The sequence below is a fragment of the Nocardia thraciensis genome, assembly GCF_054782435.1.
Map to the genome: position 1 here is coordinate 279,161 of NZ_BAAGSM010000017.1, position 19,431 is coordinate 298,591.

Sequence of the window (19,431 nt, forward strand, 5' to 3'; positions counted from 1 at the left end):
GCCACTCCGCACCACATATCGCGGACATTCGGACGGGATAATCGATACCCGAAGGCGACCTATACAATTTGTGCCTATCGGCTACCTATGTGCTAGATCACTTCTCCGCCCGAGCGTAGACAGAGAGCCATCCCATTCTCGTTCCCCATATCGTCCCATCTTTGGGAAGACGGCGAATCGCATGGTGAGATATGGATCGGAGTGCGGATTCCGCTCAGCGGTGCCGGAAATCTCAGCGGCCCCGGCGCCGGAAGAATCTTTCGCAGGCGCAATGATCCGAACTCATCAGGACCGCACGATGACAGTTCCCGGCGACCCGCACGGGTGAGATCGGAAAGATTTCTTCGGGCGCGCGGTCGAACTGGACGCGACCGTGACACCGCTACTGCGCGATACACGCTTGATCACACTGGTCGGACCCGGCGGGATCGGTAAGACGCGATTGGCAGCGAAAGTCTCGCGACATCTACAGAAAGCGAGAAACGCCGCGCCGGCGTATGCCTCGGTGGTCAGCACGCGAGCGTGTTCGATCTCCGCCAGGTTTCCCTCGCGTCGTGCCCGCGTTTCCGCCTCGGTCGCCGCCTGCACGGTGGCCTGGGCGAGTGCGAGTTGTTCGCGGCAATGATCGGCGTCGGGGACCTCTTCGCGCACGGTGGCGGCCTCGACCCGCAGCGTGTCGATCATGCCGCGCAGCCGCGGGTCGGCCGGTTTCGACGGTGGCGCGGCGGTACCGGCGGCGATCGCGCGCTCTCGCCGTTGCTGGCGCTGCGCCGCGCGCTTGTCGATCAGTGCCTGTTCCTTGCGGTGACTGTCGACGTCCGCTTCGCCGACCGCTGCGTAGGTCAACGTCGCCGCCGCCGAAAACCGTTCTGCGCCATCGTGGTCGCGCAAGGTCGAGCTGAGCCGGTCGAACGGCGGATTCGGGGTCCGGCGCATCATCGGCTGGCGCGCGTCCACGTCGATGACCGCCGCGCCGGTGCTCGACGCGATCGACCACGCTCTCTGGACGCGTGAACGCGAGGGATGGGACGTGAAAAATATTGTGCACCACAATGATCGCAGCTCAGGTTCCACCCATCGTCGCAACACAATCCTGTGGGAGCGAGTGTATCTGGGCTGCCAGGGCTTCGGCAGGGGATCGCCAGCCGAGGATCTTGCGGGGCCGGGTGTTGAGGATGTGCGCGATTGTGGCGAGATTGTCGACGGAGTGCCGGCTGAGGTCTGTTCCCTTCGGGAAGTACTGGCGGAGAAGGCCGTTCGTGTTCTCGTTGGTGCCTCGTTGCCAGTGGCTGTGTGGTTTGGCGAAGTAGATCGGCACTCCGGTGTCGGCGCGCAGCCGGGCGTGCCGGGACATTTCCGAGCCCTGGTCCCAGGTCAGTGATCGGCGCAGCGTCGGATGCAGCTCCGCGAAGGTTTCGGCAATGGCTTGGCGGACCGCGTCGGCGCCGTGTCCGGTCAGGGGCGGGTCGTTCTTCGTGCGTGGCTGGGTGCCGTGGCCGTTCATGCGAGGCAGATGCAGCAGCAGGGTGAACCGGGTGGCGCGGTCGACGATGGTGCCGATCGCGGAGCTGTCGGCGCCGAGGATCAGGTCTCCTTAGTGTCCGGCGACGCGGCGGCTGTCGGCCTCGGCGGGGCGCTTGTCGATCAGGATGTCGGGGTTGACGAATTTCTTGCCGCGCCCGCGGGTACGGGCGCGCGGGACCCGCAGCGCCCGCCCGGTCCGCAGGCATGCGGTCGCCTCGCGAGCCAGCCCGCCGCGATCGGCGACATAGAGAGACTGGTAGATCGCCTCGTGCGAGATCCGCATCGAATCATCCTCCGGGAAGTCGGTCTTCAGCCTGTTGGAGATCTGCTCCGGGCTCCAGGAACTTGCCCACCGGCGATCTTTGCGAGGACCGTGGCGGCGGCCGATCCACGCCACGGCCGGCCCGGCACGGTGGTCCCATCCGGGCCGGTGACGATCCTCGACAGCCGTTCCTGGACGTATTCGCGCAGCCGATCGTTCGCGGCCAGCTTGGCCGGTAGGGGCCGGCACGCGCGCCGCTGCGCGTGCCATTGGGCGGTCGACGCTCGGTAATGCAGGTACCCACTGCGGGTCGCAGCGTTGCGCCGCAGCTCTCGCGAGACCGTCGACGGCGAACGACCGATCCGCCGTGCGATCTCGCGCACGCCGAGACCCTGGGCGCGCAGCAGCGCAATCTCCTCGCGCTCCTGCAACGACAGGTAGCGCCCGAGAGTGGGTCCCTGTTGATCGACGGCATTCCGCCAGCTTCGCGGAACAATCGCGATCCCACCGCCGATGAGAAACCCGCCTGCACCGCTGCATCCTCACTGGGCATCCCTACGGCGATGTTCCGCCAAAACTGTTGCCGCTGCTCGCGACTCAAACTCGACGGTCGTCCCGGCGACCGCATCTTCGGTCGCGTCGCCCGATCAGAGGCCCGCTGCCTCGGCACACCCATCACAACCCCTCACCCGTGAGATGTTGCGACGACCAGTTGAATTCACCACGGCCTCTATAAGACTGAGTTGATCACACCGCGGGCGGTTCAGGAGATCAGTCGGTGGTGAGTTCGATGGGCACGCCGACGACGCCGAGATAGGCGCACCCGCCCGTCCGCCAGCGGGGTGCTGATGATGCGGCGCGAGGTGGCGTTGATCGGGATCGCCAGCCCCACCCCGATTCCGGCGACCGGCGTATCGACCCCGACCACCCGCATGGTTGTACAGATCCATCAGCGCGGAACAAGTTCAGGTGTTTCCGCTGAGCTGGACAGGTTGATCGGTTTGCCGGTGCGGAGCTGGGCTACCGATGTTGTCATTACTGATCGGAGTACGGCGTGCATGCGCGGGGCCGGTATCGAGCCGGTTCCGGCCATGTCGGAGAAGGGTATGGCGACAAAGTAGGAGACGGGGTCGCCGAAACCGTTGTGCCCGGCGCCCGTGATGGTCGCCGATCGCTGTGGGGGCACCGCCTCGCGCCGTTGTTGTATCCACTGCACGAAGTCCGGGGTCGCGCCCGCGGCGGAGCAAGGGGTGACAACTGCACAGCTGCTGTCTGCTCCGAGCAGCAATTCCGGTTTGGCAGGCGCACCGCCAGGCAGGTCGGGTTGGGGGCCGTCTAGGTTGATCGATCCGGCGCAGCGGGGTTCGAGTTCGCACGCGGCCACCGCGGCACCGCCGCCGAGGGAGTGACCGGCGAACACCGCATTGTCGGTATCGAGATGCGCGCCGAACATTCGTTCCGATGCCGTACCGAGCGCACCGAGCAGGGCGATGAGGTCGGCGGATTGCTCGCCGATGAGGCGGTCGACCTCCGCGGGCGGCGGTGGCTGGTCCGATTCGATGGCTGTGCGGGCCTGTGAGCCCACCACCCGTGCCGGTGTGGTGGGCGGCACCAGTAGCGCGACGACGTGGCCATGGCTTGCGAGTTCCTCACCGATGCTGGTGTACATCCAAGGTGCATTTTCGAAGCCCGGCAGCATCATCACGACCGGCCATCGCCCCCCGGCCGGTGTGGCACCGTGGTGTGACCACGACCGCACCGAACCCACGTCCTGGAGAAACCAGCCGAGACCGAATGTCGGCGGGAGGGATCCACGCCAGCCGTCGGGGACATATTCGCCCTCGGGTGCGGCATCGCTGGATCGCGGGTCCGCCGGATACCACACCCACGCGGCACGGCCGGGTTCTTCGGTTCCGGGTGCGATGTTGTCGGCGGTGATGATCGCGCGTCCGACCTGGTGCGCACCGGTAGGCATCGGCAGCACCAGAGTGCGTGAACGCAGGACGCCGACCGTACTCAGATATCCGGCGAGCAGGACAACGACCACGAGCACGGCGAATGCTGTCAATCGTTTCCAGCGGGCCCGAGCCGGCGCCGCGGCGGTCATCACACCGATTCGATCGAATCGACGAGCTGGTCGACCCGACGGGTGCTGACCAGGATGGTGTCGTACCCGAGTTGTTCAGCGGTCGGTGTGTCGACCACCAGTCGGAGCGCCGGGACCGACCGGCGAACGCTCACGAAAAGCTTGCTGGAGGTTCCGATGCCCCATCGCCCGATCTTCACGACGCCGGTGACGAGCAACCCGGCACGTCCGCCCGGCGTCGCCGAGTATCTGGTTGGCCGATCGACACGCTCGGCTGTGATCACCGATTTGATGGGGATGCGCAGTCGCTTGCGTTGACCAGCGAAGATGCGTTCCCAGCACCGCAGTTCGATTCGCACGCTGTCCTGTTCGACATACACCTCGGCCACTTCTGCTCCCGAAAACTTAGAATAATCCTGATACAAGGATTATTACCAAAGTTGGGAGTAATGGCAATGTCTTCGCCTCGCCCCTCGCTGGCCGACCTGTTGCACCAACCGGTGCGGTGGCGGATCGTGCAAGCGTTGATCGGGCGCCGACTCACCACAGGTGAGCTGGCCGAGCACCTGCCCGATGTGGCGGCGACGACCCTGTATCGCCACGTCGGAGTGTTGGTGAAAGCCGGTGTACTCGCCGTCGTCGCCGAACGGCGGATCCGTGGCACGGTCGAACGCACGTACGCGATCGGCGCCGGCGCCAGTGACGAGGGCAGCGGCGGGGTCGATTCCGACCAGCTTCGAACGATGTTCACGGTGTTCGTCGCGGGATTGTCCGGCGATTTGGACCGCTACCTCGCCCGTGACGAGATCGCCCCCGAGCGCGACGGCATCGCCTTTCGGCAATCCGCGCTGTGGCTCTCGGACCAGGAGTTCGGCGAATTCACTGCCGAACTGGGGAAGTTGCTGGCCCGCTTCGCCGCGAACGAACCAGGCGAAGGGCGGACCAGGCGCATCGCGTCACTCGTGTTGATGCCCGACGGGTGAGTATGGGCGCGCTCTGCAATTCCTGTTCGACCTTCGCCGCGCTGGTCGTGATGACGTCTCGGGCGGAGTCGTTCGACCCGGTCGTGTCCTGGGTGCTCACGCGGCCTCGGCCTGGAGGGCGGGGCCGAGGAGGAGTCCGCCGTCGATGACGTACTCCGATCCCGTGATGAACGACGCGTCCGATGAGGTCAGGAACAGGAGCAGGTGGGTGACGTCGGCCGGTTCTCCGAGCCGGGGGATTGCGAACGGTTCGGGTGTGTAGAAGTTGGCGATTGCCGTTGTGGCGCCTGCGGCTGGTTCGTGGATGAAGGGGGTCGCGATCACGCCGGGGTGGACGGTGTTGACCCGGATGTGGTCTCGGCCGAGTTCGAGTGCCGCGGTTCGGGTGAGTCCTCGTACGGCCCACTTGCTGGCGACGTACGGCGCGTAGTGAGCCGTGCCGCCCAGGCCCATGGTCGAGGCGATGTTGACGATGGCTCCGCCTGCCGCGCGGCGCAGCGCGGGGGCGGCGGCCTTGATGCCGAGGAAGGTTCCGGTGAGGTTGATATCGAGGATGCGCGACCACGTGGCCTGGTCCGTGGTCTCGATCGTCGCGGGCGGGTTCTGCACACCCGCGTTGTTGACGAGCACGTGCAGGGCGCCGAAGGTGCTTTCGGCGGCGAGTACGGCGGCGGACCACGATCTCTCGTCGGTGACGTCGAGGCGGGCGAAAAGCGCGCGTTTCCCGAGTTCGTCGGCGAGCGCGGCGCCGCGTTCCGCGTCGATGCCGCCGATCACGACGTTCGCTCCCGCCGCGTGAAAGGCGCGCACGTGGCTCGAGCCCTGACCACCGGCTCCACCGGTCACGAGCACGGTCTGGTTGTCGAAGCGAGGCATGGGATATTCCTTCGGTACATAGGTGAGAGGCCGGGGTGAACGGCGGCCAGTGGTGAGTCGATCGACTCACCATCCCGACACTAGGTGGGCGGCAGCGGGTGAGTCAAGCCACTCACCTCGTATACTCGGCCTATGGGCAAGGGCGCTACGACGTATCACCAGCGTGTCGCCCAGGAGAAACGCGCGCTGATCGTGACGGCCGCGACCGCACTGTTTCTCGAGTTGGGTTATGACCGGACGTCACTGGCGCGGATCGCGGAGCGCTCGGGGGTTTCGCGGGCCACCCTGTTCAAGCAGTTTCCGAGCAAAGCCGCCCTGTTCGACGCCATCGTGACCGAGTCCTGGTCGACCGCCGACGAGCAGGATCCTCCGCCGCCCGGCAACGTCGTCGATGGGCTCAGCCTCCTTGGTCGCCGGTACGCCGAGCTGCTGGGCCGCGCCCAGATGACCGACCTGTTCAGGATTGTCATCGCCGAGCTGCCCCGGTTTCCCGAACTGGCCCATGCGCAGTTCTCGCGCGGGAAGATGCCCTACTTCGAGTCCGTACGCAGCTACCTGCTCGCCGAGCACGAGGCGGGAACGGTGCGGATCGAGGACGCGGACCTCGCGGCCACCCAGTTCCTGGGCATGATCTCCAACTACGTCTTCTGGCCGACACTCCTGGTGCCGGACTGGGAGGTGAGCCCCGAACGCGTCGCTCAGGTAGTCGACGAGGCCGTCCGCACCATCGCCGCCCGGTACGCCGCGATCGGACCGGGCGCGTCCGCCGGCGAGTGAGTCCTCGGTGGGGTTGTCGTTATGGGCGGAGGTGCGGGGCCGCCGGGTCGGGTGGGGCGTCCACGACTCGCTGGCGGGCGTGGCCCAGATCCTCGACGTATTCGCGGTATTCGAGGAGGGCGTGGTCGAGTAGGCGGGTGATCGCGCCGCGGACCGAGGCGGAGTCGGCGGGGCGGACGGTGAGGGTGCGGCTGCCGGTCTCCATGTAGCGGCCGTCGTCGTCGATGTCGTACCAGCGCATCGTGCCGACCTTGCGCGGCGACCGGTGGCCCTGGCGGCGCGGGCCGCGGAACACCGTGATCACCCCGGCGCCGGCGGCGGGACGGCGGACCAGACGGCGATATCGCTGCAGCGGCGTGGATTCGCCGGTATAGCGGAGGATCGGTTGCCGTTCCGGATACAGGTCGGCGGCCGCGAATGCCTCAGCGGGCCGGGTGCCGGGGGAGTGCTCCGGCAGCAGCATCGCCAGCCGGTCCGGCAGCCGGTCGGCGGCCGTGATCGACACCTCGATCCGCGACCGCCGCGTGAACTGCATCGCGAGGGCGGCATGCCGGTCGTGCCGGGCGGCGGCGACCCGGATCGGCCCGGCCTGTTGCGACACCCCGTGGATCTCGGCCCAGACCTCCGGATCGGTCAGGACCGTGAAGGCCCGGCGCAGCAGATCGGCCTCGTTCCAGCTCAGCCGGCCCTGTTCGGAGTATTCGTGCCGGATCCGCGCCCAGTGGCGGTCGCGTTCGTTGACGTGACCGAACTGGGACAGATAGTGCAGGGGGTACAGCATCCGGTCGTTCGCGGGCCCGTACCACAGGGCCGCGAATTGCTCTTCGTCGAACGACCAGGAAGCCATTATGCCCCTATCACGGGCGGGACGTTTCGGTAGCGGTCCGTATCGGGCGCCGGAGTGTCAGGACGGGATCCGGTTGCCCCCGAAGCGGTTTCGGAGACATCGCGCACCGGATCCGTGGCATCGGTGGCGGGCGGGGCGCTGGCGGTACCGGCGGCCGGACTCTCGCCGACCGGCGGTGCGTCGTGGCCAGACGGGGTGGTGTCGAAACCATGGGCGGCGGCAGAGGATTCGCGGTCGCCGACTCGAGCCGGCGCCGTCTCGTCCCGCGGGCCGATAGTGCCGGTGAGGAACGAGCTGTCTCCGCTACGCGATTCGACGGGAGTTGTATCGGACCGACCCGCGCCGGAGTGCGACGCACTGTCCCCGGTTGGGGATTCACCGCTGGTTGCCGGAGTCCGGTCCTCGGCCGAACCGGCGTGGCCGTCGTGTGTGGACTCTTCGCTGTGGTCGGACGTCAGGTCGGGGGGGTTGGCCGTGCGGGCGGGGCCGTCCTCGGGCAGGCCGCGCTCGGTGGCGTCCGGGTTCTCGCCCACATCCGATTCCGCTGTGTCGGTGCGGGATTCGTGGTGCTGATCGAATCTCAGGCCCCGGCGGTCGCTGTCGCCCTGGTACCGCATGCGTATCCGGGGGCGGGGCGCGGGTGTGTCCGGTGTGTCGGCGAGGGCGTCGGCGGCCGCGGCGCTGATGGCCGCGCCGCCCGCGGTGGTGAAAGGCGTCAGGTCGGGCGGGATGGGGTTCGGCGCGGGCGGGACGACCATCGGCGGCCGCGGCGCGGGTCCGCTCGGCATGGGCGGCGGCGCAGGGGGATTCGGCGTCGGCGCGGGCGCCTGGGGAGCGGGCCCGGGCGGTACGGGTGGCGCGGGCTTGGGCGGGGGCGCTGCGGGGCCCGGTGTCGGGGTCGCCGGATTCGGCGCGCCCGGGGCCGGTGTGCTCGGAACCGGTGCGGCAGGCGCCGGTGTGCCTGGACCGGGTGCGAGTCCACCGGCACCTGGTGGCGGCACGACAGGTGGTGCGGCCGGAACCGGCCCGCCCGGACCCGGTGGAAGCCCACCGGCACCTGGCGGCGGTACGACAGGTGTGGCCGGAACCGGTGCGCCGGGCACCGGTGGGAGCCCGCCGTGGCTCGGTGGCAGCACCGGCGCGGTCGGAATCGGTGTGTGCGGTGCTGAGAGGGGCGCACCCGGGACCGGTGCGGGCGGCACGGGCGCGGCGGGCGCCGGTGCGGCCGGAGCGCTCGGCGCCGATGCGGGCGGGGGCGCACTCGGCCCCGGTGAATTCGCGGGCGGTGCGGGCGAATTCGACGGCGGAGTGCCGCTGGTGGCTCCGGTCCCGCTCGTGGTGGCGGAATGCGCGCCGGATGAGGTGGTGGCCTCGCTCTGGGACGTGGTGTCGTCGGGTACGTAGTGCGTATCCGGCACGGCCGTCGAGATCTCCGGCGCCGGGCGCGGCGAATCCGGCACGCTGGACACGGGGCTCGACTCGGCGGTCGGGGACGATGCCGACGGATCCGGCCGAGTCGGCGCCGGGCTGCCGGAACTGGGCCGATCGGGTTGCGGGCGCGGCGAGTCATGATCGCCGGTGTCGGTCCCGGTGACGGTCGGGACCGCCGGTGTGCGGCTGCTCGGCCTGGTGGTGCGGGGGCCGCCGAACAGCGAATCGGTGGTCGGGTTTCCGGTGGTGGAGGTCGACGCCCCGTACCCCGGGGAGGGGTCCGTCTCGGCGCGGCCGGTGTGGGGGAGTCCGCCGAACAGCGACGTCCCGGCGGACGTCGTCGGCGGACTGCCGTTGAGCGGCGTATCGGACAGCGCGGAAGTGAGGGTCGCCGGAATGTCGGCGCCGGGGAATCCGGCGCTCGCCAGCAGAGTTTCGATACTTCCGGCCGAACCGGCGTCGGCGGCCGGGGATATCGCGGGCGGGAAGACCGGGATGCGCGCGTCCTGGTCGAGGATCGGGACGAGGTAGCGCTGCTGCATCACCTGGCGGGCGTCGTCCTGTGCCTGCTGGGCGGCCCGTGACTGCCCGTCGTAGCCGGTGGGATCCTGCGTCTGGTCGGCCGTCACCGGAACCGGTTTGGGGACATAGGCTTTGGTGGTCACGGCGGCCAGCGCCGTATTCGCGACCGCCTGCCCGGCCTGGTCGAACAGCTCCGACAGCTGCCCGGCCTGCGTGCCGTAGCCGACCAGCGCCTGTACCGCGGCGTCGGCGGACGCGCCCGTCCAGCGTCCGTCGACGGCGGTGCGGACGGCCTGAACCATCTCCGTGGTGGAATCGCGCCACTGGTCACGCGTCTGCTGCCAGGAGGTGACCACCTGCGCCGTGCGGTCGTCCACGGTTTGGAACGCGTCGTAGATCTGCTGGTGAGTCAGCGAGTCGACGTTCTCAGGGTCGGTGATTCCGGGTGGGCCGTAGGAGGTCACTGCGCACCCCCGGCGCCGGGCGCGAGCGCGCGGATCCGGTCGGCGAACTCGGCGTCGGTCTGCTCCAGCCGCTCGCGGATCGTGCGGAACAGGCTCTGGATCTGGTCGGCGACCTGCCAGTGCCCCTCCAAAGCCTCGTACGCGCTGTTCGGGCCGCCGGAGCCCGCCTCGCGGAAACGCCGCACGATCGTGTGCGCCGAGGTGAGTACCGGCGACCGCTCGCCGACACCCCAGGACTCGTGCTGCCCGACCTGCTGCATCGACTGCTGCATGGTGCGAATGTCGGTCTTGCGCTTGTCCATCGCCTGATCGAGGGCCAGGAACGCCTGCGGATCCACCTGGAGCGACACCCCGCCGGTCCTGGCCTGTTCGATCAGCGGTCCGAAGAGCTGCCGACCACTGTCATCTACCATGCTGCCCCCGTTGCGACTGCGTGCGTATCAATTATCGATTGGACGCATCCGGCGTTGCCCAGGTTCCCGCGACATTGCGGAAATTCGCCGCCCCGATCGCCGCGAGGCCGAATCCGCATGTATACCAGCCGGATTCGCCGTGGACGCGGCGTTGCGTCGGCGCGTGGGCGGAGCCCTGCGGCACCGGCTGCCTGGTTGTGCTGGATCACGAGCTCCTCCCGGGCCCGAGTATGCGGCGGCCGACCGAGACCACGGTCGAACCGACCGGTGCGGTGGGGCGATTCTGCCACACGGGAGGCGCGTGCGGGGGCCGGAATGTGCCGCGGCTAGGTGGCCCGGCTGACCGACGACATGTGGAAGTCGGGAATCCGCAACGGCGGCATGGCGGTTCGGGTGAACGAGTCCTTCCATTCGCGCGGCAGGGTGATCTCGGTGGCGCCCGCCTCGGAGACCCGGCGCAGCAGGTCCAGGGGGCTCTCGTTGAAACGGAAGTTGTTCACCGCCGCCGTGACCTCGCCGTCCTCGACCAGGTAGACGCCGTCGCGGGTGAGACCGGTGAGCAGCAGCGTGGCCGGATCGACCTCGCGGATGTACCAGAGGCAGGTGAGCAGCAGCCCGCGCTCGGTGCGCGCGATCATCTCGGTGAGCGCCGCGTCCGAGCCGCCGGTCATGAGCAGGTTCTCGCCGGGAACCGTGACCGGCGCGTCGAATTCGGCGGCGGTGGCGCGCGGGTAGACCAGCGATTCGACGACACCGTCGCGCACCCAGTCGGCGCGCCGCGCGGTGAGGCCGTTGTCGAAGACCGACAGCGCCTCCGAGGAGGCCGGGGTGGCGACGAAGGGACGGTACTCGAGCCCGGCCGCGTTCGGGTCGGAGTACAGCGTGAGCGGAATGTCGTTGAGCCGCTCGCCGATTCGGGTGCCGCCCGCGCGCGAGAACGCGGTGTGGCCCTCGTGCGCGCCGCGACCCTCCATCGTCCACATCATGTAGATCATGAGGTCGGCGACCGCGGACGGCGGCAGCAGCGTCTCGTAGCGCCCGGCGGGCAGGTCCACCCGGCGCCGCGACCAGTCCAGGCGCCGCGACAGCTCCGCGAGCAGCGCGGGCACGTCGACATCGGTGAAATCGGTGGTGCCCGTGCCGACCCACGCGCTGGCCAGCTCCGCACCCTCGCCGCGCTTGCCGTTGATCTCCACCGACCCCGTGGGCTGCACCCAGCGGCGGCGCACCCCGGTGGAGGTGCCCAGCCAGGTCGAATGCGTCTGGTGGTGAGCGAAGCCGTACAACCGGTCCGCGCCGTCGAATCCGGTGGCGAGTTCCCGGGCCAACGCGGCGAACACGCCGATGTCGGTCGCGGCGGGGGAGCCGTCCCAGGGCAGTTCGCGATCCGGCACGCCGGGGTCGACGAGGTCGGGATCCAGCAGCGGCACGGCGTCGCGGGCGGGTTCGGCGGTGCGGGCGGCCTCCTCGCCGGCGCGCACCACGGCCTCGATATCGGCCGGATCGACGCTGGTGGAGCCGATGCTGCCGACCCGGGCGGACCGCGGGCCGTCGCGGTAGATGGAGATCACCGCCCAGTCCCGCGAGATCGAGGAACCGTTGGTGGTCATGGAGTTTCCGGCCCAGCGCAGCGAGGTGTCGTAGGCGTCGGTGACGAGCACGATCGCCTCGTCGGCGCGCGAGACCCGCAGTGCGCGCTCGACCACCTCGGGCGAGGGCAGCACGTGGCCGCCGGGATTCTCGGTGCTCACTGACCCGCCTCCGCCCGCGTGTTGAGGATGTCGACCCCGCGCACCAGCACCGACGGGCAGCCGTGACTGACCGAGGCCACCTGTCCCGGCTGGGCCTTGCCGCAGGTGAACGCGCCGCCCAGCACCCAGGTCGAGGGTCCGCCCACGGCCTCCATAGCGCCCCAGAAGTCGGTGGTGGTGGCCTGGTAGGCGACGTCGCGCAGCTGACCGTCCAGGCGGCCGTTGCGGATTCGGAAGAACCGCTGCCCGGTGAACTGGAAGTTGTAGCGCTGCATATCGATCGACCAGGACTTGTCGCCGACGATGTAGATGCCGTCCTCGACGCGGGCGATGAGGTCCTCGGTCGTCGTGTCGCGCACCGGATCCGGCTGCAGTGACACGTTCGCCATCCGCTGGATCGGCACATGGTGCGGGGAGTCGGCGTAGGAGCAGCCGTTGGAGCGTTCCAGGCCCAGCCGCGGGGCGAACGCCCGGTCCAGCTGGTAGCCCACCAGGATGCCGTCGCGGATCAGGTCCCAGCGCTGCCCCGCGACGCCCTCGTCGTCGTAGCCGACGGTCGCGAGTCCGTGCTCCTCGGTGCGGTCGCCGGTGACGTGCATGACCGGTGTGCCGTAGCGCAGCGTGCCGAGCTGGTCGGGGGTGGCGAAGGAGGTTCCGGCGTAGGCTGATTCGTAGCCGATGGCGCGGTCGTACTCGGTGGCGTGCCCGATCGACTCGTGAACGGTCAGCCACAGGTTGGTCGGATCGATCACCAGATCGGCCGGGCCCGCGGTCACGCTGGGGGCCTTCACCTTCTCGGCCAGCCACACCGGGATCCTGGCCAGCTCGTCGTCCCAGTCCCAGCGGCCGTCGGCGCCCGTGACGTACTCCCAGCCGCGCCCGGCCGGGGCGGCGACGGTGCGCATGGTCTCGAACACCCCGGCGGCGGCGTCCACGGTGATCGCCTCGAGCTGCGGATGCAGCCGCACCCGCTGCTGGGTGATCGATGAACCCGCGGTGTCGGCGTAGTGGGTCTGCTCCTTGACCTGCAGCACGGACGCGGTGACGTGGTCGACGCCGACGGCGGCCGCCAGCCGCCGCGAATAGTCCTGCAGCAGCGCCACCTTCTCCGGTGTCGGCACGGTGAACGGATCGATCGCGTAGGCCGAGACCCACTGCGCGTCGTGATAGGCCGGTTCCGGGGCCAGTTCCACCCGTTCGCGATTCAGCGCGCGCAGCGCCGTCGCCACCTCCACCGCCCGCCGCGCGACCTCGGCGGCCGTCGCGGGGGACAGCTCCGCGTGCGAGGCGAAGCCCCAGGTGCCGTCGACGATCACACGCACCGCGAAGCCGAGATCGGTGGTGTTGCCGACGGATTCGACGCGCCCGTCGCGCAGTCGGATCGACTGGGTGACCAGGCGGTGCACGCGCAGGTCCGCGTGGGTCGCGCCCGCTGCTCGAGCCGCCGACAGCGCGGCGTCGGCCAGCGCGGCCAGGGGCAGGGCGCGGAACTCCTCGTCCACCACCCGGGTCGGTATCGTCACGGCCCATACGCTAATTGGTTGCCGACCACTCGTTCAACAGCGGCCGAGCCGGGGACTCGGAATGCGTTGCCCCCCAGGGCGACACGCCGTGCGATGTTGCACAAGATGCAAACGCGCACGAAATGCGGGCTGGCACAGCGCGAAACAAACGCGCCGACACGCGGCCTGCCGGGTGTTTCGTGATCAATGCCGTACTGTCTGCCCGCGTGCCGCCATCCGCGCTCCGTGACCGCAAGCGGGAACGCACCCGCCGTGCCCTCCTCGAGGCCGCCGTCGAACTGTTCGAAAGTCGTGGCTACGAGGCGACCACCGTCGCCGACATCGCCGCCGCCGCCGAGGTGGGCACGCGGACGTTCTTCAATTATTTCGAGAGCAAGGAGGAACTGCTCTTCCCCGAGCCCGACGAGCGGGTGCGCTCCGCAGTGCACGCGATCGCGACGCGCCGCGCGGACGAACGACCTGTCGAGGTGCTGTTACGAGCCTTACGTGCGGCGGGGGACAACCCGGGGGACCATCTCGGGGACGACCTCGCCGCCCGCATCTCGGTCCTGCGCGCCCAGGTGTCGCGCACGGTGCCCGCGGTGAGCGGCCGGGCCGCGCACGCGCAGCTGGCCGCCCAGCAGGAGATCGCCCGGCAACTGCGCGGGGCGTTCCCGGAGGAACTCGACGAGGTCGGCGCCGCCGCACTGGTCGGCGCGGTCGTCGGCGCGGTATCGGGCGCGCTGACGGTACTGTTCTCGGGCCGCCACGCGCTCGAGGACGGCGAGCGCCTGCACCGCAAGATCCGGGAGACCACCTCGAAGGTGCTGGCCCCGTGGCTGGCCGAGCCCGCCCCGCAGGCGACCCGCCCGATCCGGCACATGATGGCCGAGGTCCGCTGCTGACCTTCCGGCGAATGCCCGTCGCGCTCAGCCGAACTGCTGCCAGCCCAGGCGGATCACCATGCCGATCACGACCACCAGCAGCACCGCGCGCACGAACCCCGCGCCGCGGGCCAGCGCCATGCGCGAGCCGACGACCGAGCCGACGATGTTGGCGGCCGCCATCGCCAGCCCGAGCGTCCAGATGACGTGGCCGGTGGCGCCGAGGAAGATCAGCGCGCCCAGATTCGAGCCGCAGTTGATCACCTTCGCCATCGCGGCCGCACGCACGAACTCGGTGCCGAGCAGCGTGGCGAAGGTGATGATGAGGAACGTCCCGGTGCCCGGGCCCAGCAGGCCGTCGTAGGCGCCGATCAGCCCGGCGGCGAGCGCGACCACCAGGATCGTCTTGCGCCGTGTCGGCGGATCGGTCGCCATGGCGACGCCGATCGAGGGCCGCGCGGTCACGAAGAGCGCCACCCCGATCAGCACCGCCATCACGATCGGGATGAAGTACTTCCGGTCGATCAGCGCGACCGCCGCCGACCCCGCCGCCGCGGTGGCCGCCGCGATCAGCGCGCCCGGCAGCAGCAGGCGCCAGCGCATCGGCACCTTGCGCGCGAAGGTGACGACGGCGGCGCTGGTGCCGGAGAAGGCGGCGATCTTGTTGGTGCCCAGAGCCGTCTGCGGCGCGATCGTCGGCGCCACCAGCAACAGCGTCGGCAGGATGATCAGCCCGCCGCCGCCGACCACGGCGTCCACCCAGCCCGCCGCGGTCGCCGCGGTGAGCAGGGCCGCCCAGTCTGCGAGATCCACCGGCCGAAGACAACCAGACGTCGGATGATCGGGCAAATCGTCCGCATCCGGGAGCGGCTGCGGCGGTGCGGCAGCTCGCGGCACATAGGCTGGGTCGGTGCGTCGATTCAGTCTGTGGCTGCGCGGCAAGCCCTTGGTGGCCGATTCGATGCTGGCGTTCGCGCTGCTGGTGGCCGATGTGGCGGCGATCGGCGACCACCGGCACGTCGGCGAGTACCTGGTGATGTCGGTACTGATCCCGCTTCCGGTGGTTTTCCGGCGCAAGTACCCGCGCGCGAGCGCGGCCGCCCTGCTGACGCTGGCGGTGGTCAATACCGTGATCGGTTACGTCACGCACGAGATCGCCAGTCACATCGCGTTGGTGGGACTGGGCCTCATGCTCTACACGCTCGTCAAATACGTGGGGCGGCGCGAGGGCCTGGTCTATCTGGCGGGACTGATCGCCGACGTCGCCCTGTCGATCACGCTGCTGGACGAGCCGTACCTGTCGACGGCGTCGTTCACGACGATGTACTACGCGCTGTGCTGGCTGGTGGCCGAGTTCCTCGGGGCCCGCCACGCCTACGACGCCGAGGTCGCCGCCCGCCTGGCCGTCGCCGACTACGACCGGGAACGCAGCGCGCACGAGGCGGTCGCGATCGAGCGCACCCGCATCGCCCGGGAACTGCACGACGTGGTGGCCCACGCGGTCAGCGTGATCATCGTGCAGGCCGACGGCGCCAAGTTCGCGCTGCGCCGCGACCCGGCCGCCGCCGAACAGGCGCTCGACACGATCGCGGGCACCGGCCGGGAGGCGCTGCGCGAACTGCGCCGCACCGTCGCGCTGCTGCGCACCGAGCATGCCCCCGAACAGCTGCCGCAGCACGGCACGGCGGGCCTGGCGAAGGTGGTGGGGATGATGCGCGACGCGGGCCTGGTGGTGGAACTCGAGCTGACCGGCGAACTCGACGACGTCACCCCGGAGGTGAGCCTCGGCGTGCACCGCATCGTGCAGGAGTCGCTGACCAACACCTTCCGCCACGCCGGTCCCGACCCGAAGGCCTGGGTGCGGGTGCGGCGCCGCGACAACGACATCCTCGTCGAGGTCGACGATCTCGGTCACGCGGCCGGTACGGCGGGCTCCGCGGACCACACCGCGCGCACCGGCATCGTCGGCGGCGGCCTCGGCCTGGTCGGCATGCGCGAACGCGTCGCCGTCCTGGGCGGAACGCTCGAGGCGGGCCGCTGGCCGGAGGGCGGCTGGCGGGTGCGCGCCACCATTCCGCTCGACCGCGACGCGGTGGAATGACGCGTCCCCGTTAGATTGGGGCCCGTGCCTATCACCGTTCTCGTCGTGGACGACCAGGAGCTCATGCGCGCCGGGCTGAAGATGGTGCTCGGGGCCCACCCCGACGTGGCGGTGGTGGGGGAGGCCGACAACGGCGCCACCGCGGTGACGCGGGCCCGGGAGCTGCGCCCCGACGTGGTGCTGATGGATGTGCGCATGCCGGTCGTCGACGGCGTCACCGCCACCGGCCAGATCCTCGAATCGGGCTGCGGCAGCAGGGTTCTGGTGATGACCACCTTCGACGTCGACGAGCACGCGCTGGGCGCGCTGCGCGCCGGGGCCAGCGGGTTCCTGCTCAAGGACACCCCGCCCGAAGACCTCATCTCCGCGATCCGCAGCGTGGCGGGCGGCGACGCGGTGGTGTCGCCGAAGGTGACCAAGCGGCTGCTGGACCGGCTCATCGCCGACGACCCCGCCCGCATGCGCGACCCGGCGGTGCTCGACGTGCTCACCGCCCGCGAGCGCGAGGTGCTCGAGCAGATCGCGGCCGGGCGCTCCAACGCCGAAATCGCGACCGCGCTGTTCCTGTCCGAGGCGACGGTGAAGACTCATGTGGGCCGGGTGCTCACCAAGCTGAACCTGCGCGACCGGGTGCAGGCGGTGGTGCTGGCGTACGAGACCGGGCTGGTCCGGCCGGGCGCGTGAGACGATTTCTCAGCAGGAACTCAGCCGCGGCCGGGAGAAAATTCGGCGCCCCGGGCGTTGGATGTGGTAGATCGTCCTCGAAAGGATCGTCATGCCTGCCGTGTTGTTCGCGCTCTACCTGGTCGTCGAGATCGCCGCGCTGGTCGTGGTCGGCCACCTGATGGGTGCCGTGGCCACGATTCTGCTGCTCATCGCCGGTTCCGGCCTGGGCCTGATGCTGGTGCGCTCGCAGGGCCGCCGGGTATTCGACCAGTTCCGCCGGGCGCGTCTCGGCGAGGTCGCGCCCGGCACCGCGGTCGCCGACGGCGCCCTGGTCGCGCTCGGCGGCGTGCTGATGTTCGTCCCCGGCCTGGTCACCTCGCTGTTCGGCCTGCTCCTGCTGCTGCCCACCCGTGCTCTGCTGCGGCCGGTGGTGTCGGCCTTCGCCACCCGCCGGATCGACCGGCTGTCGATGGCCACCGGTTATCACGGCGTGGTGGTCGAGCCGAGCGGCGATGTGGTCGACGGCGTCGTGGTCCAGGAGTATTACGACGACGGCCAGGGCAATTCCCGGCCCATGCTCGACGGCCGCTGACCCTCCCGCGCGACCGGTGAGGCACACTGGGACGCCGTGAGTACCCAGTTGCTGGTCGGCGGTCGCGTCTACAGTTCGAGTTCCCCGGATGCCACGGCGCTGGCGGTGACCGACGGCACGGTGGTGTGGCTGGGGGCCGACCGGCCGGGGCGGGCGTTGTATCCCGACGCCGAAATCATCGAGCTGGACGGCGCTTTCGTGGCTCCGGCGTTCGTCGACCCGCACGTACACGTGACAGCGCTGGGTCTCCAGCTGACCGGCCTGGACCTGTCGCGGGCCACCTCGCTGACGCATTGCCTGGAGCTGGTCCGCGACTACGCGCTCGCGCATCCGGGCGCGGTGCTCGGCGACGGTTGGGACGAGACCCGCTGGCCGGAGGGGCGGCCGCCGTCGGTCGAGGAGATCGACGCCGCCGCCGGGCCGGGCCGGGCGGTGTATCTGGTTCGGGTGGACGCCCATTCGGCCGTCGTGTCCTCGGCGCTGCTGGACGCCGTCCCCGGAGTCACCGCGGCAGCCGGATACACCCCCGGTGAACCGCTGCGCGCCGATGCCCACCACCTGGTGCGGGCCGCCGCGCTGCACGGGCTGGATCGCACGCAGCGCGACGCCGCCCGCCACGCGGCGCTCGACCACGCCGCCGCGAACGGCATTGTCGCCGTACACGAATGCGCCGGGCCGCAGATCTCGGGCCGGACGGACGCCACCGAGCTGCTGGAGTTCGCGCACGGCGTGCAGGTGCGGGCGTACTGGGGCGAGGCGGTGTCCTCCGCGGAGCAGGCCCGCGCCCTGATCGCGGAACTCGGCGTGCACGGCCTGGCCGGGGACCTGTTCGCCGACGGCTCGATCGGCTCGCACACCGCCCTGCTGCGCACGCCCTACGCCGATCGGGACGCCACCGGCGTCGGCTACCTGGACGCGGACGCGGTCGCCGCGCATGTGCGCGCCTGCACCGAGGCCGGGATCCAGGCCGGATTCCACGCGATCGGCGACGGCGCGCTCGACGCTGTGGCGCAAGGCTTTTCGCGGGTCGCCGCCGCCCTCGGCGCCCCGGCGGTCGCGGCCCGCGGGCACCGCGTAGAACACGCCGAACTGCTCGATGCCGCGCAGATCGCCGACCTCGCGGCCTGCGGTGTGATCGCCAGCGTGCAGCCGGGGTTCGACGCCGCCTGGGGCGGTCCCGACGGGATGTACGCGACGCGCCTGGGTGCCGACCGCGCCGCCGCCCTGAATCCCTTCGCCGCCATGGCCGCCGCCGGGATCTCCCTGGCGATCGGCTCGGACGCGCCCGTCACCGCCCTGAATCCGTGGGAGGCGGTGCGCGCCGCGGCCCACCACCGCACGCCCGGTCACCGGATCTCCCCGCGCGCCGCCTTCGCCGCCGCCACGCGCGGGGCCTGGCGCGCGGGCGGAGTCCGCGACGGCGTCGCCGGAACCCTCGTCCCGGGAGCGCCCGCGTCCTACGTGATCTGGGATGCCACCGACCTGGTGGTCGCCGCCGCGTCGGACAAGGTGCAGCGCTGGTCCACCGACCCCCGCTCCCGCGTCCCCGGCCTCCCCCCGCTCGACCCGGGCGCCACACTCCCGCGCTGCCTGCGCACCGTGCACCGCGGCAGTGTCATCTACGAGGCGTGAAAGCCCACGCGCCTGCGGCTGCGTCGTCGACGGATGCGCCGTTGCCGCCGAACCCGCGAGTGGTGTCGGAACCGGGTATCCGTAGCATCGACCGGGTGTTGAGCAGGATGCCGTCGGC

At 70.3% G+C, this 19,431-nt stretch carries 18 protein-coding genes and 1 pseudogene; 7 read left to right on the top strand and 12 right to left on the bottom strand.

Annotation, left to right across the window (positions count from 1 at the left end; genetic code table 11):
• Positions 1 to 285 precede the first annotated feature (285 nt).
• From ACYVLQ_RS09050 to ACYVLQ_RS09070, 5 genes and pseudogenes are all read right to left on the bottom strand, one after another.
• On the bottom strand, positions 286 to 957 hold the full coding sequence (locus ACYVLQ_RS09050) for a hypothetical protein (RefSeq protein ID WP_460696938.1): 672 nt from the start codon (positions 955 to 957) through the stop codon (positions 286 to 288).
• A 106-nt stretch (positions 958 to 1,063) separates the two neighbouring features.
• Positions 1,064 to 2,462 (bottom strand): annotated as a pseudogene (locus ACYVLQ_RS09055) (IS30 family transposase).
• An 87-nt stretch (positions 2,463 to 2,549) separates the two neighbouring features.
• The gene (locus ACYVLQ_RS09060) at positions 2,550 to 2,720 is read right to left on the bottom strand and encodes a hypothetical protein (protein ID WP_460696939.1); all 171 of its coding nucleotides are present in this window, start codon (positions 2,718 to 2,720) and stop codon (positions 2,550 to 2,552) included.
• A gap of 15 nt (positions 2,721 to 2,735) precedes the next feature.
• Positions 2,736 to 3,893: an alpha/beta hydrolase gene (locus ACYVLQ_RS09065; protein ID WP_460696940.1), complete on the bottom strand. Its 1,158-nt coding sequence runs from the start codon at positions 3,891 to 3,893 to the stop codon at positions 2,736 to 2,738.
• Entirely contained in the window at positions 3,893 to 4,261 is a 369-nt protein-coding gene (locus ACYVLQ_RS09070) for a hypothetical protein (RefSeq protein WP_460696941.1), read from the bottom strand. Before ACYVLQ_RS09070 ends, ACYVLQ_RS09065 begins: the two co-directional genes overlap by 1 nt.
• A 66-nt stretch (positions 4,262 to 4,327) precedes the next feature.
• Here ACYVLQ_RS09070 and ACYVLQ_RS09075 point away from each other — a divergent pair, with 66 nt between their 5' ends.
• A complete protein-coding gene (locus ACYVLQ_RS09075) occupies positions 4,328 to 4,855 on the top strand; it encodes a helix-turn-helix domain-containing protein (protein WP_460696942.1) in 528 nt (175 codons plus the stop codon).
• A 96-nt stretch (positions 4,856 to 4,951) separates the two neighbouring features.
• On the opposite strand, the gene ACYVLQ_RS09080 is transcribed toward ACYVLQ_RS09075, so the two are convergent.
• Positions 4,952 to 5,731 (bottom strand): glucose 1-dehydrogenase, encoded by a 780-nt coding sequence (locus ACYVLQ_RS09080; protein WP_460696943.1) that lies wholly within the window; start codon positions 5,729 to 5,731, stop codon positions 4,952 to 4,954.
• 132 nt (positions 5,732 to 5,863) lie between these two features.
• Here ACYVLQ_RS09080 and ACYVLQ_RS09085 point away from each other — a divergent pair, with 132 nt between their 5' ends.
• Complete coding sequence (locus ACYVLQ_RS09085) at positions 5,864 to 6,508, top strand: TetR/AcrR family transcriptional regulator (RefSeq protein ID WP_460696944.1); 645 nt, start codon at positions 5,864 to 5,866, stop codon at positions 6,506 to 6,508.
• Between the two features lie 19 nt (positions 6,509 to 6,527).
• Here ACYVLQ_RS09085 and ACYVLQ_RS09090 read toward each other — a convergent pair whose 3' ends face one another.
• The 5 genes from ACYVLQ_RS09090 to ACYVLQ_RS09110 form a co-directional block, all read right to left on the bottom strand.
• Positions 6,528 to 7,355 (bottom strand): ESX secretion-associated protein EspG, encoded by an 828-nt coding sequence (locus ACYVLQ_RS09090; RefSeq protein ID WP_460696945.1) that lies wholly within the window; start codon positions 7,353 to 7,355, stop codon positions 6,528 to 6,530.
• The gene (locus tag ACYVLQ_RS09095) at positions 7,355 to 9,772 is read right to left on the bottom strand and encodes a hypothetical protein (protein WP_460696946.1); all 2,418 of its coding nucleotides are present in this window, start codon (positions 9,770 to 9,772) and stop codon (positions 7,355 to 7,357) included. The genes ACYVLQ_RS09090 and ACYVLQ_RS09095 overlap by 1 nt, the downstream gene beginning before the upstream one ends.
• Complete coding sequence (locus ACYVLQ_RS09100; RefSeq protein WP_460696947.1) at positions 9,769 to 10,185, bottom strand: hypothetical protein; 417 nt, start codon at positions 10,183 to 10,185, stop codon at positions 9,769 to 9,771. The genes ACYVLQ_RS09095 and ACYVLQ_RS09100 overlap by 4 nt, the downstream gene beginning before the upstream one ends.
• 326 nt (positions 10,186 to 10,511) lie before the next feature.
• On the bottom strand, positions 10,512 to 11,909 hold the full coding sequence (locus ACYVLQ_RS09105) for a metallopeptidase TldD-related protein (RefSeq protein ID WP_460697013.1): 1,398 nt from the start codon (positions 11,907 to 11,909) through the stop codon (positions 10,512 to 10,514).
• Positions 11,910 to 11,932: 23 nt separating this feature from the next.
• Positions 11,933 to 13,459, bottom strand: coding sequence for a TldD/PmbA family protein (locus tag ACYVLQ_RS09110; protein WP_460696948.1), 1,527 nt, complete (start codon positions 13,457 to 13,459; stop codon positions 11,933 to 11,935).
• Positions 13,460 to 13,665: 206 nt separating this feature from the next.
• Here ACYVLQ_RS09110 and ACYVLQ_RS09115 point away from each other — a divergent pair, with 206 nt between their 5' ends.
• Positions 13,666 to 14,343, top strand: coding sequence for a TetR/AcrR family transcriptional regulator (locus ACYVLQ_RS09115; RefSeq protein WP_460696949.1), 678 nt, complete (start codon positions 13,666 to 13,668; stop codon positions 14,341 to 14,343).
• Positions 14,344 to 14,367: 24 nt separating this feature from the next.
• Here ACYVLQ_RS09115 and ACYVLQ_RS09120 read toward each other — a convergent pair whose 3' ends face one another.
• On the bottom strand, positions 14,368 to 15,135 hold the full coding sequence (locus ACYVLQ_RS09120) for a TSUP family transporter (RefSeq protein WP_460696950.1): 768 nt from the start codon (positions 15,133 to 15,135) through the stop codon (positions 14,368 to 14,370).
• Positions 15,136 to 15,232: 97 nt separating this feature from the next.
• Between ACYVLQ_RS09120 and ACYVLQ_RS09125 the strand changes: the two genes are divergently transcribed.
• From ACYVLQ_RS09125 to ACYVLQ_RS09140, 4 genes are all read left to right on the top strand, one after another.
• Positions 15,233 to 16,423 carry a sensor histidine kinase gene (locus tag ACYVLQ_RS09125; protein WP_460696951.1) on the top strand — a complete coding sequence of 397 codons (1,191 nt, stop codon included), beginning with the start codon at positions 15,233 to 15,235 and terminating at the stop codon, positions 16,421 to 16,423.
• 24 nt (positions 16,424 to 16,447) lie between these two features.
• Positions 16,448 to 17,107, top strand: coding sequence for a response regulator (locus ACYVLQ_RS09130; protein ID WP_460696952.1), 660 nt, complete (start codon positions 16,448 to 16,450; stop codon positions 17,105 to 17,107).
• A gap of 91 nt (positions 17,108 to 17,198) precedes the next feature.
• On the top strand, positions 17,199 to 17,681 hold the full coding sequence (locus ACYVLQ_RS09135) for an FxsA family protein (RefSeq protein ID WP_460696953.1): 483 nt from the start codon (positions 17,199 to 17,201) through the stop codon (positions 17,679 to 17,681).
• Between the two features lie 36 nt (positions 17,682 to 17,717).
• Positions 17,718 to 19,313, top strand: coding sequence for an amidohydrolase (locus ACYVLQ_RS09140; RefSeq protein ID WP_460696954.1), 1,596 nt, complete (start codon positions 17,718 to 17,720; stop codon positions 19,311 to 19,313).
• Positions 19,314 to 19,431 lie beyond the last annotated feature (118 nt).